The 14,877-nt window shown below is 73.3% G+C and carries 8 protein-coding genes; 4 read left to right on the top strand and 4 right to left on the bottom strand.

Features of this window, described 5'->3' with window-relative positions:
- The first annotated feature begins 75 nt into the window (after positions 1-75).
- On the top strand, positions 76-1,143 hold the full coding sequence (locus KZ829_RS07130; protein ID WP_220143046.1) for a hypothetical protein: 1,068 nt from the start codon (positions 76-78) through the stop codon (positions 1,141-1,143).
- 1,409 nt (positions 1,144-2,552) lie between these two features.
- On the opposite strand, the gene KZ829_RS07125 is transcribed toward KZ829_RS07130, so the two are convergent.
- Positions 2,553-3,425 carry an amidohydrolase family protein gene (locus tag KZ829_RS07125; protein ID WP_220143298.1) on the bottom strand — a complete coding sequence of 291 codons (873 nt, stop codon included), beginning with the start codon at positions 3,423-3,425 and terminating at the stop codon, positions 2,553-2,555.
- 64 nt (positions 3,426-3,489) lie between these two features.
- Here KZ829_RS07125 and KZ829_RS07120 point away from each other — a divergent pair, with 64 nt between their 5' ends.
- From KZ829_RS07120 to ppk2, 3 genes are all read left to right on the top strand, one after another.
- Positions 3,490-6,078 carry a DUF7825 domain-containing protein gene (locus KZ829_RS07120; protein WP_220143045.1) on the top strand — a complete coding sequence of 863 codons (2,589 nt, stop codon included), beginning with the start codon at positions 3,490-3,492 and terminating at the stop codon, positions 6,076-6,078.
- Between the two features lie 9 nt (positions 6,079-6,087).
- A complete protein-coding gene (locus KZ829_RS07115) occupies positions 6,088-8,772 on the top strand; it encodes a DUF6493 family protein (protein ID WP_220143044.1) in 2,685 nt (894 codons plus the stop codon).
- A 135-nt stretch (positions 8,773-8,907) separates the two neighbouring features.
- Complete coding sequence (gene ppk2 / locus KZ829_RS07110; RefSeq protein ID WP_220143043.1) at positions 8,908-9,756, top strand: polyphosphate kinase 2; 849 nt, start codon at positions 8,908-8,910, stop codon at positions 9,754-9,756.
- A gap of 47 nt (positions 9,757-9,803) precedes the next feature.
- On the opposite strand, the gene KZ829_RS07105 is transcribed toward ppk2, so the two are convergent.
- The 3 genes from KZ829_RS07105 to KZ829_RS07095 all read right to left on the bottom strand — a co-directional run bounded on the left by KZ829_RS07105 (position 9,804) and on the right by KZ829_RS07095 (position 14,801).
- Complete coding sequence (locus KZ829_RS07105) at positions 9,804-12,728, bottom strand: M36 family metallopeptidase (RefSeq protein ID WP_220143042.1); 2,925 nt, start codon at positions 12,726-12,728, stop codon at positions 9,804-9,806.
- A gap of 313 nt (positions 12,729-13,041) precedes the next feature.
- On the bottom strand, positions 13,042-13,698 hold the full coding sequence (locus tag KZ829_RS07100) for a response regulator transcription factor (protein ID WP_220143041.1): 657 nt from the start codon (positions 13,696-13,698) through the stop codon (positions 13,042-13,044).
- Positions 13,695-14,801 (bottom strand): sensor histidine kinase, encoded by a 1,107-nt coding sequence (locus tag KZ829_RS07095; RefSeq protein WP_220143040.1) that lies wholly within the window; start codon positions 14,799-14,801, stop codon positions 13,695-13,697. The genes KZ829_RS07100 and KZ829_RS07095 overlap by 4 nt, the downstream gene beginning before the upstream one ends.
- Positions 14,802-14,877 lie beyond the last annotated feature (76 nt).

Here is a 14,877-nt window from a genome sequence, read left to right as displayed (position 1 = left end):
GGCGTGGGGAGTCGCGTTGTGGAGCGGAGAGGCTCTGGTGAAAAGGCTGTCGACGGGCGGGGGCGTCCATCGACGTTGCGGATCGCCGGATACGTGGCCGGTCACGCCGAACCCGTCGCCGACGAGCCGGCCGAACCGGACCTGAGCCGCGTCCGCCTGCCGAACATCTCGGACTACTGGCCGGACGCGATACGCCGCATCGACCTCGGGGCCGGCCGGGCCGGGCATCCGCGACCGGCCGGCACACCGCGGCCGCCACGGCTCCCCGGCGGGCCGCCCACCACCGGCGACCACGGACGGCGGTGGGCCGGACGGCGGCCGGTGATCCTGGTCGGCCTGCTGGCGCTCGTCTTCGCCGGCGGCACTGTGCTGCTGACCCGGCCGCTGACCGACAAAGGCCGGCAGCAGACCCTGCCGGCCGCGGCGGCTCCCACCGATCCGGTCAGCGTCGCCCCGCCGGAACCGGCCGCCCCGAGCGCCGCCACCAGCGCCCCGGCCGCGCCGTCACCCACACCGACGAAGCCCGCCACCACGGCGCCGGTCGCGCCGAAGCCGCCCGAACGGGTGCGGGAGGCACGGTTCGAGCTGGCCAGCGGGGTCACCGAACTGTCCGTGCGGACCGTGTCGCTGGACGACGGCCAGAACTTCCGGGTGACGACGCCGTCGGACTCCGGGCTCGACCTCGACACGTCGTTCCACGACGGGGTGCTGCGGGTGGAGGCCACATCGGACGGGTCCGGCGGGTCGGGGCGGGTGGACGTACGGCTCAGCGACCGGATCGTGTGGGACCTGCGGATGGGCGCGGGCGTGCACACGGCGTCGTTCGACATGGGCACCGGCACGGTCGGGCGGATCGACCTGCGGGGCGGGGCACAGACCATCGACGTCGAAGTGGGCCGGCTGTCCGCGACGCTGCCGGTGCGGATGTCGGGCGGCGTGCACACCTGGCGGATCCGGACGGCAGAGCGGGTGCCGGTACGGGTGGCGGTCGGCGCGGGCGCCGGCGACATCACCCTGTACGGGCACAGCTCGGGCGGGGTCAGCGCCGGGGAAACGGTCCGCTCCGGGGACCTGGACGACCGGCCCGGCCTCGACGTCGACGCCGAGGCCGGGATCGGGTTCATGGAGGTCTTCGAGGATTGACCGTGGGCGCGGCACGGGCAGCGCCTCGCGGGTCCGCACAATCGGGTCCGGAACCTCTGTGGTCGAGGTCCGCGTTTCGCTTCCGGCTCTTTTCCGGTACGCGCGACCCCGTCCCGCCTCATCTGTCCCGTCCCGTCCGGTCGGCGCACGCTTGCTGCCCGCTCCCGCCTGTGCCGCCCCCGCCGGGCGTAGATCGGTGGCCGTGCAGGCCGGTTCCAGTCGCTACCACCCCTGCCTGCCGCCGGTCACGGCCGGGGGCCGGCTCTCGCCCTCGGTGGACCGGGTCACGCTGGGCGGGTGGTTGCGGTCGTGCTTGCCAGGCACCGGGTTGCCCGCTCTTGGCCGTTGCGCCGGCCGCTCGGGGCGGGTGGTTGCGGTCGTGCTTGCCAGGCACCCGGGTTGCCCGCTTGCGGCCGTTGCGCCGGTCACGGCAATCGTCATCCGTGGGTCCTGCCAGGCCGGCGGCCGCACACGGCCACCCCGCCTGTCGCCGTGACGGCCGCCCGTTCGACGGCTTTCGCGCGCGCTCATTCCAAAACCCGACCGGCCGGAACTCCGCGTGAGCGAAGGACCCCGTTCACCGGCCTTTGTGGTAGATCGAGGTAGCCGGAGAGCTGTTTATCGGTTGTGGGTTGCCGCGATGTCAAGTCCCGCATTCGGATGGCGGTGGCGTCATCCCGGCTCGTCGGCGATCTTGGTCGATGGTAGCTGCGGGCCGATCTTGATTCCTGATTGTCGTCCGGCGGCAGATCATCACCCATGATCTATCTTCCCTGGAAGACCTTGGGTGATCGGATACATCCGGACGGCCACGATCGCGCAAGATCGCGCCGTTCGGCGACGATTGCCCAAGATCTACATCTATGTTGGCGGATGGACCGAACGGCCGGCGGTGACCGGCCGAGTCTCGCGGCGAAGGCGGGAAACACGCGAACAGGCGAACAGGCGAACAGGCGAACAGGCGAACAGGCGACGTGACATCGACGCCGGGCGACAACCGAGAAAGAGACTCCAGAGCACCACCGAAATACCACGCACCTCCACCCAATCATCGCCATGGTCACGGTGAGTGACTCCCGACGGGTACTCCATGGCGCGACCGGCGTGACGGCCGGGAACACCACCCCGCACGCCTGGCAAGCACCACCGCCACCACCCACCCGGCGCGACCGGCGTGACGGCCGGGAGTGGGCAATTCGGGTGCCTGGCCGGCAAAACCGGGACCACCCGCCCAGCGTGAGCGGAAGGTGAGCCGTGACCGGCGGCACTGGAGCAAACCACGATCCGCCCGGCCCGCCCGGCCACCGATCTGAGCCCGGCGGGCGCGGCACAGGCCGGAGCGGGCACCGAGCTCGCGCCGACCGGACGGAACGGCCCTGATGAGGCGGGACGAGGCCACGCGTACCGGATCAGGGTTGTCCGGTGAGGAATCGCCGGGCGTTCGTGGTGAACAGAGCGGGCGGGAAGACGGCCTGGTCGAGGGGTTGCGCGTAGGGACGGTCGGAGCCGTGCACGATGGCGCCCTCGCCGACCACCCGGCTCAGGGCCGTGATCGCGCCCGCCTGGTAGGAGGACGTCTCGTAGAAGACGAACGGGTCGACGGAGAAGGCGCCGCCACGGGCGGTGAGACGTTCGTGGTGCAGCGGGGCGAGCCCGGCCAGCGCGACGAACCCGATCCGCAAACCGGGATGACGCTCCCGGCCGGCGAGATGCCAGGCCATCCAGGACCGGTGCATCTGGGCGACGTAGGGCACCAGGGCCGGCCACCAGCCGGGCATGCCGGACTCGCCGGCCGGCGCCGGACCGGGGTGGACGAGAAGCGGCTTGCCGGCCCGTTCCAGCTCGGTGAGCAGCGGCGACACGTGCGCGATGGCGGCCGGGTCGCCCAGCGCGGTGGCCGGCAGTTGCAGGCCGGCGACACGGTCCACACGCAGCAGACGGGCCAGCCCGGACGGGTCGGGCTCGGTGACCGCGGCGGCGGCCCACACGTGGAACGGATCGGGCAGTTCGAGGGCGCTCTCGTGCCAGACGTCGATCAGGTCGTGGCCGGGACTGTGTTCGATGCCGAGTGGGCTGGACAGTGAGACCAGGACCCGGCCGGTGCCCTCGGCGATCTCCCGGGCCCGGCGCAGGCCGACGTCGTGGGCGGCCGGATCGACCTCGTACGGGTCCTCGCCCGCCAGGTACAGCGTCCACTCGCGCAGGTAGGGGAAGGTGTCGCGCCGGCGCAGCGCGTCGATGAACGCCGGGGGCCACAGGTGCTGGTGGCAGTCGCTGGGCATCACCGGGTCCACCCTATTGATCGCGGGACGGTTTTTGTCGGAGGGTGCCGCTAGGTTCTCCGGCATGGTGAGTTTCGGGCAGTTGGAGCCGTTGATCCGGGCCGGTGAGTTCGACCAGGTCGCGACCGCTCTTCTGAGTGTCGACGAGCCGGCCCGGCGGGCACTGGCCGCCCCGGTCAAGGGCATCGAGCTGCACTGGGCGGAGGAGGCCGGCACCCCCTGGAAGCAGAGGGTCGCCTGGCGGGCAGCGCGGCAGGCGGCGCTGCGGATCGCCGGCGCCGGCTGCCTGCCCCGGGCCGCCGACATCGTGTCCTTCCTGCGGTCCGGCCGGTTCGACACGGCGCCCACCCCGGCCGCGCTCGACGCGCTGGTGCGGGTGCTGCGCGCGCCCGGCCGCCCGTCGCCGGCCGCGATCGCCCGGCCGCTGGCCGACAAGCTGCGACCGCCCCAGGCCGACCTCCAGTGGGGCATGATCAGCCGGCTGCTCGCCGAGGCCGAGCTGTCCCCACCGGCCACCGAGGCGACGGTCCGCGGCTGGATGGGCCAGGTCGGCGCCGAGCGTTACCGCAAGGATCTGGCCGATCTGCTGCGCGCGGACCCGCTCACCACCGAGATGCTGCCGCACGTCTTCGGCGTCGCCCGGATCGGGCAGGAGCTGGACGAGGAGTGGGTCAAGGCGCTGGCCCGGCTCGCCGCCGACGGCGTCATCGACCGGCGGTCCCTGCTGGACGGTTGCGTCCAGCGTCTGGTCGCCGGTGACCGGCCGGGTGCGATCCGCCGCATCGTGGTGCTGCACCGGCTGCTCGACCCGACCGCCGGGGAGTTCGCGGCCCACCGGGCGGAGTGCCTGGCCATGCTGTCCGGCCCGGAGTCCACGGTGGCCGACCTGGCGCTGCGAGGCCTGCGCCGGGCCGACGACGCCGGGCTCATCGAGATCGACACGGTGGCCGAGGCGGCGTTCACGGTCCTGCTGCGCAAGGAGAAGAAGCTGGTCCGCGCCCAGCTCGACTGGCTCGCCGCGGCGCTGGCCCGCAAGGCCGATCCGCTGCTGTTCGAGGCGCTGCTCACCGGGCTCGGCAACCCGGCCGTCGACCTGGCCGAGCAGGTGCTGCGGGCGGCCGCCACGCACCTGCCGGTCTTCGGGGCCGCCGGGCGTGAGTCCCTGGCCGCCGCGGTCGCCAATTTCCAGGGCGACCTGCGCCGTCAGGCCGAGGAGCTGCTCGGAGCCGGCGACCCGGCCGATCTCGTTCCGGTCGAGCTGCCACCGGTGACCGCGGCCGCGCCGGTGCCGCCGCCGATCCCGTCCGTTCCGGAGCTGGCCGCCGAGGTGCGGTACCTGCTGGACGAGGTGGCGCCGGACCCGGTCCGGCTGGAGCTGGTCCTGGACGCTCTCGTGCGGTTCACCGCGAGCGACCGGCCGGCCCTCGCCGACGCGCTGGCGCCGCTGCTGCCGAGCCACGGCAACCGTCCGCTGGTCAACCTGCTGCGGGCCGTCGCCATCAACCAGTGGTTCACGTGGAGCCCGTCGAGGGAGATGAGGCGGGCCCCGGCGCCGATGTGGATGCTGTTCGAGCGGCTGATCGAGCTGACCTGGCAGGTGTGCGCCGGGAGCCCACCGCCCGCGCTGCTCGCGACCCCGGCCACGGTGGACGGTCACGTCGACCCGGCCCGGGTGGTGCGGCTGCTCGGGGAGGGCTGGGAGCCGGGGGCGTGGGACCTGTCCCAGGCGCTGCTGCGGTTGCCGCGCGAGATCGGCCCGGAGGTGCGGGCGGCGGCCGACCGGCTCACCTCGGACGCCGGGCGCGCCCTCGCCGGGTTCCTGGCCGGTGGCGGGCTGCCCGACCCGGAGGTGGTCGCGGTCGCCGTCGGCAGGCTGAGCTGCCCGCACATCGATGGCCACTACTGCGAGTGTTCCCGCCATCCGGCCCGGCGGACCGTGGCGTTCGCCCCGATCGAGCACACGCTGACCGTCCCGGAGGGTCTGCTCGGCCAGCCACGCACGGAGGCGGCGGCCCGGGCGTACACCTACAACGGCGGCTATTCGCTGGACCCGTGGCCGCTCGTCTTCCCGAGTCACCGGGAGCTGGCCGCGGCCCATGTGCAGCCACGGATCATCGAGTCGGCCGAGAGCCGGGGCGCCTTCGGCCACGTCGGCATCCTGCCCGCCCTGGCGGCGTGCGACGGGCCGTTCGGGCCGGCCATGGCGCTCTGCCTGGCGTTGGGCCTGACCGCCGCCCGCCCCGGGAGCCGGGTGTCCGCCGTGGACGCGTTCCTCGACCTGGCCGCCCGGGGCGTCCTCGACGGGACGCTGGTCGGGCGGGAGCTGGCCGCCCTGCACCGGGCCGAGCTCATCGTCCTGAAGCGGGTCGCCGACGGTCTCGCCGAGGCCGCTCGGGCCGGTGCGGCGCCCGGCGTCTGGGCCGCCCTCCGCGAGCTGGTGCCGGCCGTGCTCGCCGCGGCCACGCCCGGGGCGGGCGCCCCCGATCTGCTGCTGACGGCCGAGTCCGTCGCGGCGGCCGTCCACGCCACCGGAGAGATCCCTGAGGTCACGGCGGTGGCGGCGCGCGGCGGCCGGACCCGCCTGGTCACCGAGGCGACCCGGCTCGCGAGGACGCTCGCCTCCGCCACGAAAACTGTCGTACCCGAGATCTAAGGTCTGCCCATGCCTCAGGACATCACCCCCACCGACCGCCTCACCTGGGAGGCTCTCGACACGCTGACGCGGCGGGCGGATCACGTGACGATCACCCGCCGCGTCATCGCGCTGAGCGAGCCGGAGCGGGCCGCGTTCGCCGCCGAGCTCGAGGCGGGCATCAGGAAGACCCGCGGCGAGGCCTGGTGGGGGCAGCAGGGCAACGACCCGGCCGCCGGTTACGCGCTGGCCGTGATCGGCAGCATGCCGTCCGCCGCGCGGGCCGCCGCCCTGCTCGCCCGGCGCGACATGCGCGACGGCTGGGGCAGCATCCCGGCCGACCGGTTCCGGAGCATCGTGGAGGCCCGCGACATCCCGTGGATGGCCGACCTCGGGCTGCGGCTCGCCGAGAAGCTGCCGGCCAAGGAGGTCTGGACCCGGGACTGGGAGTTCGTCTCCCCGATGCTCGCCGCGACGCCGGAGCTGGCCCCGCGCACCGAGGGGTTCGTCCGCGGCTGGCTCGACCACGTGCACCAGAGCACCGGCCGGCTACGGGGGCTGGCCGACGCGTTCCGCGACAGCCCGTTCCTCGACCACCTGCTGCCCGCCGTGTTCGAGATCGACGGCCTCGGCAGCGCGCTGACCGGCGGCCACTGGGACGACGGGCAGTGGAGCACCACGCCGCGCTTCTCCGTCGCGCTCGCCATGCTGGTGGCCGAGGGGCGCCTGGACCGCGCGACCATCCTCGCCGCCACCGTCGACCGCCTGGCCCGCGGCGACCGCCCGGCCCTGCTGCGGCCGTTCGCGATGCTGCACGACGCTCTCGCGCCGACCGTCGACGAGATGGCCGGGTTCACGCACGACTACGCCCGGCTCCTGGCCGGGGCGCCGTCGGCGATCGCCGGGCTCGCCCAGCGGGCGCTGCGCACGGTCGACGACGCCGGCCGCCTGGAGCTGGAGACCCTGATCGAGGCGAGCGCCGCGACCCTGCTCCGGGTCGAGAAAGGGCTGGTCAAGACCCAGCTCTCCTGGCTGGAGAAGGTGGCCCGCCGCTCCCCCGAGCGGGCCGGCGAGCTGATGGAGACGGTCGCCGTGGCGTTCGGGCACCCCACGCTCGACGTGCAGGAGCGGGCGCTCAACCTGATCGCCCGTCAGGTGGCCCGGCTCGACGCCGGCGCCGTGGGGCGGATCGCCGACGCCGCCGGCGCCCTCGGCGGTGACCTGCCGGCGCGGGCCGCCGAGCTGTTCGGGGTGGCCGCTCCGGAGGCCGCCGGGCCCGGCGTCGCGGAGCTCGGCCCGCTGGCGCCGGCCGCCGCGATGCCGCCGCCCATCACGAGCGGCGCCGAGCTGGCCACCGAGATCGTCGCCCTGCTGCACGGGAGCACCGCCGTCGCGTGGGAGCGGGTGCTGGCCGCGCTGGTGGCGCTGCCCGCGGCCGGGGTGCCGGTCGCGGAGTCCCTGCGGCCCCTCCTCGACCGCCACCACTACGAGCTGACCGATCACGGCTGGCACGGCGAGCTCCTGCGCAACGCCCTTCTCGGCGACGTGATCCGGGTGATCCTCGGCCGGGACAGGAGCTCCGCGTCGTCGGACAACGTGCGCAACGCCTGGGTGTTCGGTTCCGGCCCCCGGCAGTCGCTGCGGGGCGGGCCCGCCAGCGTCCTCGAGCTGCGCATCCGTGAGCTGGGCGAGCGGGTGTCCGCCGAGCCGGCCGCGGAGCTGATGGCCACGCCCACCCGGGTGACCGGGGTCCTCGACGCGGCGGTCCTGCTGGAGCGTCTGGTCCGGGCGGAGGCGGCCGGGCGGGAGCCGTGGCCGATCGACTTCGAGCAGGCGCTGCTGCGGGTGCCGCGGGAGGTCGACCCCGAGGTGGCGGCCGCGGCCACGGAGCTGACGTCGGCGGCGGGCCGCCGGTTCGCGGTCTGGCTCAAGGAGGGTGGGCTGCCCGATCCGGTCAGCACCCGGTGGCCGCAGACCGGTAAGGACGGGCGGTATGCGTACGGCGGGACACCCCCGCTCAAGCGGCGGGTGGTCGCCCAGCTCGACGAGTCGCGGCCGGTCGAGCACCTGCTGGGCGGCCTGCTGGTCAACCTGACCCGCAGCAACGTGCCGTCGTATTATCCGTGGGACTTCTCGTCGCCCATCGACATCACCGCGGCGGTGCTGCCGCAGCACCGGGAGGTGGTCGCCGCCTGGGTGCTGCCGGTGATCGCGGCGCACGCCGACATGGACGGCAAGGGTGACGGGCCGATGCTGCCGGCGCTGGCCGAGTGTTCCGGGCCGGTGGGTCCGGCCCTGACGCTGGCCGTGGCGTATGGTCTGGGCGCCCGCCACGAGCCGGACCGGCTCGCCGCCGTCGACGCGTTCCTGATCCTGGCGGCCGGCTGCGAGCCGATCGGCGCCGTGGTCGGCACCGAACTCGCGGACCTGTGCGCCGACGGCATGGTGAAATTGACCCGGGTGGTCGCGGCCCTGACCGACGTCCATCGCGGCGGCGGGTCCCGCGCCCTGTGGGAGCTGCTGACCGCGGCCCTGCCGGGGCTGCTGCCGGCCGGGCCGCGTGGCCTGCCTGACCTTCTGGAGCTGGCCACGCAGGTCGCGGGCGAGGTGGGCGCCCACGACGACATCCCTGGGCTGGCCGAGGTGGCGGGCCGGTCGGGCGGGAGCCGGCTGCTCAAGGAGGCGCGCCGGTTGCGCACCGTCCTGGCGGGTTGACGCATGCTACCGGGTCGGCGGGTGCAGGAGGGGCCGATTCTCATCGGCTCATCCGGGGCGGATGACGCGCCGGGGCGGCGATCGCGACAGGCTGCCGATTACACCATGCGAGGCCGGCATCCGGGAGACATCACCATGAGCAAGAAGGAAAAGAAGAACAAACATCACCCCAAGGACACGGGCCAGGCCGCTCCGGTGGAACGGATGAAGCGGGTCGAGTACGAGCGGGAGATGCGGCGGTTGCACGGTGAGCTGGTCGCCATGCAGGAGTGGGTCAAGGCGACCGGCACCAAGATCTGTGTGGTGTTCGAGGGCCGGGACACGGCCGGCAAGGGCGGCACCATCAAACGCATCACCGAGCGGGTCAGCCCGCGGGTCTTCCGGGTGGTCGCCCTGCCCACTCCCACCGAGCGGGAGAAGAGCCAGATGTACGCGCAACGCTACATCGCCCGGCTCCCGGCCGGCGGCGAGGTCGTGATCTTCGACCGGTCGTGGTACAACCGGGCCGGCGTCGAGCGGGTGATGGGCTTCTGCACGCCGGAGGATTCCGAGCGGTTCCTGGAGATCGTGCCCACCTGGGAGAAGGCCATGGTCGACTCCGGGATCCTGCTGCTCAAGTACTGGCTGGAGGTCAGCCCGGACGAGCAGACCCGCCGGCTGGAGAGTCGCATCCACGACCCGCGGAAGATCTGGAAGCTCTCCGACATGGATCTGAAGTCGTACAGCCGCTGGAACGAGTACTCGCGGGCCCGTGACGCGATGCTGGCCGCCACCGACACCTCCTGGGCGCCCTGGTTCATCGCGTACACCGACGACAAGAAACGGGCCCGGCTCAACATCATCACGCATCTGCTGAGCCAGGTGCCGTACGAGCCGCTCAAGCCGCGCGACATCAAACTGCCGAAACGGCGGGCCGAGAACGGCTATCTCGCTGCCGACCTGCCGCTGCGTTTCATCCCCACGCCGTACGGCGACGTGCGCTGAGATGAGATGGGCGGGCCCGCGGGCCCGCCCATCGAAAGAAGTCGCTGCTAGCGCGTGAACGCCTGGAACTCGGCGATGCGCACGTTGAGCGCCTGCGGGCTGGCCGTGGCGCAGTCCGTGTTGGCGCGCGGGTCGTTGTCCTGTTCACCGGCGTAGTCCGGGGTGCCGGTGCACTGGTTGGTCACGGCCTCGATGCGCAGGTGCGTGGCCGTGACATCCGGGATGTCGAAGGACCGGACGATCAGCTGCGGCGCCCGGGGTCGCGGCGCCACGGCCGGGAACGCGTCCCGCCTGCTGGTGTAGACGGTCGTGAAGTCGGCCGGGGCCGAGCAGGTGACCGTCGCGGACGCGGTGCAGGCGAGCACCCGGAACTGGCGCAGCGCCGACACCCGGGCCTGCGTGCCGGCGTCGACGTCGCCGGTGACGGCCGGGCGCAGCATGGCGCTGACCTGGACCCGCCGGACCTTCTGGGCGTCGCCCGCGAGGTCCACGCTGACGCCCTTGCCGGCCACCGCGCTGCCGAGCGAGGCCCAGTTGGTGGCCTCGTCGTCGTCGAGGAGCCGGGCCAGGTTGACGCCGTCGCCGGTGGCGGTCGCGCCGTTGGCCGCCGAGGCGACGTTGCGCGGCAGCTTCACGGTCAGCTTCTCCCTCTCGCCGGAGCGCAGCGACTCCGGGGAGACGCGGGCGTGGCCGTGGCCGGGCGCCTGCGCGACGAACGCGTAGGTGCCGGGCACCAGGTTCACCGTGTCGGGCAGGGCGGTGGCCGGGTCGGTGTCGGCGACCGCGACGGCGCGGGCCTGGTAGTCGCCGACGAACAGCTTGGCGCCGGCGACCGGCGCGCCCTTCTCGTCTACCGGCCGGAAGGTGACCGTCGCCTCCTTGGCGTGCGGGGAGGTGAAGCTCGGCGTCGGGTTGACGTCACCCGCTCCGTTGCTGGCCGCGCCCTCGCCGAGGCCACGCTTGGCGAACGCGTTCCACAGGATGTCCTGGTTGGCGCCGCCGAAGCGGATCCGGTCGGCGGCGAGCAGCGCGTCGCGGGCGTCGACCTGGCTGTTGGCGCTGTTGGCCATCAGCAGGAACGAGTCGACGACGAGCTGGATCCAGCGCCGGTTGCCGGGGCAGGAGGTGACCGCCTTCTTCCCGTTGGCGCACGCCTTCTGGAGGGCGGAGCTGCCGTAGCCGTACCGCTTGATGAACGCGGACCGGATGTCGTAGTTGGTGGCGCTCCACACCTCACCGGAGGCGTGCACCTGCAACCCGACGAAGTCGTAGTCGACCGAGCTGTAGTTGAGCCGGTTGGCGCCGCTGCTCATGTTGTAGTTGCGGATGCCGGCGACCGGGTCACCGGTCACGTACTCGCCGACGGTGAAGCCGCGGGCGCCCTTGGGGGCGTAGCCGTGCTCGGCCAGGTACTCCACGGCCAGTTGGTCGGACCAGCTCTCGCTCATGCCCTGCGGGGAGCTGAGACCGGCGTCCGGGCCGGCGATCATGCGGTTGGTGATGGCGTGCGTGTACTCGTGGCCGATGACCGACATGTCGTAGTCGCCGTCGACGCACGGCGAGTAGAAGGAACCGGCGATGGGCTGCCACAGGTACATGTTGGTGATCGGGGCCTGCCCGTCGGGCGGGGTGATCTGGTTGGCGTTGTTGCGGGCCAGGAAGTCCGGCGGGCCGCCGCTGATGCCGCCGGCCTGCGCGTTGCCCTGCTCGGGGTCGCCGCCGTCGCCCTCCATGTTCCAGGTCTCCTCGGTGAAGCCGAGGTGGTACGACCAGTCGTGCATCCGGTTGTGCTGCACGAACAGGTTGGCGCGGGCCGCGTCGATGTCGTTGCGGGCGGCCGAGTCGAAGACCGTGGGCGCGCACTTGGTGTCGTGCCACTGGTTGGTCCACGGGTACGTGTACTCGCGCGACGGGCTGGACGTGGCCAGTTCGGTGCCGACCGTGAACGGGTCGTTGGAGAGCCAGTTGTGCACCGCGAACGCGTTGTTGCCGCTGGTCGTGGTGGTGGACGTGCCGGTGGCCGGGTCGACGTCCCACGCCTGCGGGGACGCACTCGTCGCGACGGCCTCGTCACAGCCCCGCTGCGGCGCCCAGCACCAGCGGCGGCGGGTGTCCCGTGAGGAGTAGTCGGTGCGCGGCGAGTTGGGGAAGACCTCCCACTCGGGGTTGTCGGCGTCGTGGTCGACGATGTCCTCGCGGACCAGGATGCCGCCGTCGCGGGCGTCCACCCACGTGGTGTAGGCGACCGGGTCGGCGCTGGACAGCCCCGCTCCGAGGGCGACCTGGTAGGCGGCGCGGGCGCCCCGGTCGGCGGTGGGTACCGCGACGAGCTTGGTGCCCAGCAGGGTGGGGCCGGTGATGCCCGCGTCGGCGGCGGCGATGCGCTCGGCCTCGGCGGCGGTCAGGGTGGCCGGCTGCGGGGCGGCGGCGTCGCGGGCCAGTGAGGAGCTGACGTGCCAGACCTTGCCGTCGCGGAGGCCGATCGAGATCAGGCCGTCACGGCCGGCGTCGAGGTCACCGAACCGCTGGCGCAGCAGCACGACGTCGCCCTCGCCGAGCTTGCGGGTGGTGAGCGGTTCGAGGGACTCGGCGGCTGCGGCGGTGATGCCGAGGACGTCGAGGTTGCCGGTCACGTAGGCGCGCGCCGCGGCGACGGGCTCGGCGGGCAGGCCCGAGGCGAGCGGCTCGGCGGTGGTGGCGGTGAGGCTGGCCGGGGTGCCGAAGACGGTCCACCGGGCGGAGGCGTCGGCCTCGGCGGCCAGCGTCCGCTGTTCGGCGCTGGGCGCGACGCGGCCCTTGCGGTTGTCGATGAGCTCGCCGTGATCGTGGTCGGCGTGGATCTCCGGGGTCTCGGCCCGGCTGGGGATGGCGGCGCCCGGTGCGGCGCTTCCGCCGGATCCTGGCGAGAGCACGAGCACCGCGGCGGCCAGGGCTGTGGTGGTGCCCGCCAACGCACGGGATGGTGTGCGCACGGAACCTCCTTTATGGACGGTCGTTACCGGTCACTTCGCATCCGACATCAGATGTGCGGCTTGGCGGCATGGGCCGAACGTCCACAAAATTGAGGTTGCTCGATGGTGAGCTTTGTCGATGAAGTTTGCGGCGTCAAGTTGACATCCGCTGTGCCCGCGAACCTGCGTCCCGGGGTGCTGGTGGCCGGCGGCGTCACCGGCGACGGCGAGGTGGCCGGGCGGCCGCGGTCGACGATCGGGGCGGGTATCGCCGACGTCGGCCACGGGCGCGGGCCCGGCGGCGAAAGGCCAGGCGAGAGGGTCAGGCAAAAAGTCAGACGATCCGGTAGCCCACCCCGGGCGTGGTCGTGATGACCGGCGGGTCACCGAGTTTGCGCCGCAGCCGGCCGACCGTCACGGTGACCGTGTTGGTGAACGGGTCGGCGTGTTCGTCCCACACGCTCTCCAGCAGGGTCTCCGCGCTCAGGAATCCTGGGCTGGCCCGCAGCAGCGCCTCCAGCACGGCGAACTCCTTCACCGACAGCGGCAGCTGACGGCCGTCGCGGACCACGGTGCGGCGGACCGGATCCAGCTCGATCCCGGCGGCCCGCAGGGTGCGCGGCCGGGCGTCCGGTCTGCGGCGGGCCAGCGCCCGGATCCGCAGGATCAGCTCCGGGAAGTGGAACGGTTTGGCCAGGTAGTCGTCGGCGCCCAGGGTGAGCCCGCTGACCCGGTCGCCGGGCTCGCCCGCCGCGGTGAGCATCAGCACCATCGGCCGGTCCGGGCGGTCCGTGATCATCTGGCACAGGGTGTCGCCGTGCAGGCCGGGCAGATCACGATCGAGAACCACCACATCGTACGAGGTGAGCTCGAGTTTCCCGGCGGCGCTCAGCCCGTCGTGGGCGGCGTCGACCGCCATCCCGGCGTCGGTCAGCCCCTCCACCACGACGTCGGCCAGGGCGTGGTCGTCCTCCACCACCAGGATCCTCACGGCAGCCGCACCGCCACCCGCAGGCCGCCGTCCGGGCGGGCGGTCAGCTCCAGCGTGCCCTGGTGGGCCGCCACGACCGCGGCCACGATGGACAGCCCCAGCCCGGACGAGCCGACCCGCTCCGCGCCGAGCCGCTCGAACGCACCTGTGAGCCGGTCCACCTGATCCTGAGCGAAGACCGGGCCGCCGCTCTCCACGATCAGTTCGGACTCACCGCCGGCGATCCGGATCCACCCGTCGTCCACGTTGTGGGTGACCGCGTTGTCGACGAGGTTCGCCACGAGCCGGGCCAGCAGCGCCGGGTTGCCGCGCACCACGCTGGCGGCCGGCAGCTCGACGGTCACCGCGAGCCGCCGGGCGGACACCTCGGCGGCCCGGTCCCGCAGCGCGGCGGCGGTCAGCTCGGTCAGGTCGTTGGGCACCGCCTCGCCGGTGCCGCCGTGCTGGGCGCGGGCCAGCGTCAGGAACCCGTCGAGCAGGTGGTCGACCCGGTCGAGCTGGGTGCGCAGCTTCCCGGCGAGCACGAGCGTCGCGGCGGCCGGGTCGGGTTTGGCGACCGCCACGTCCAGGGTGGCGCGCATCGTGGCGAGCGGGGTGCGCAGCTCGTGCGAGGCGTTGGCGACGAACCGGCGCTGCGCCGTGAACGACGCCTCCAAGCGTTCCAGCAGCCCGTCGATGGTGTCGGCGAGCTGCTTCACCTCGTCGTCGGGGCCGTGCACGGCGAGCCGCTCGTGCAGGTTGTCGGCGGAGATGCGGCGGGTGACCGCGGTGATCGACCGAACCGGCGACAGCACGGTGCCGGCCATCAGCCGCCCCAGCAGCAGCGAGAGGAGGGCCATCACGAACAGCGCCACGGCGAACCCGAACACCAGCCGCCGGGCCTGCTCGCTCTGGACGGCGTCGAGCCGCTCCTCCAGCGCCGTGATCCGCTGTTGGGCCGCGGCCGGGCCGCTCTGCTGCTGGAAGGGCGCCACCGTGGTGGTGCTGCTGCCGCCGGAGAACGCCAGGGCGACCGCCAGCAGCAGCGCCCCGGACCCGAGGAAGACGGCCGCGTAGAGGACCGTGAACCGGGTCCCCACCGTAGCCAGACGCGACCGGAACATCGTTACAGCATGCCGGGCCGGACCTAACAGCGGCGTGACAGCCCGCGTTCGGGCCGTGTTACCGGCCGGCGCCTAG

Origin of the sequence: Actinoplanes hulinensis, assembly GCF_019429605.1 — a bacterium.
Classification (GTDB): domain Bacteria; phylum Actinomycetota; class Actinomycetes; order Mycobacteriales; family Micromonosporaceae; genus Actinoplanes; species Actinoplanes campanulatus.
This window is presented reverse-complemented; position numbering and strand designations above follow the sequence as displayed.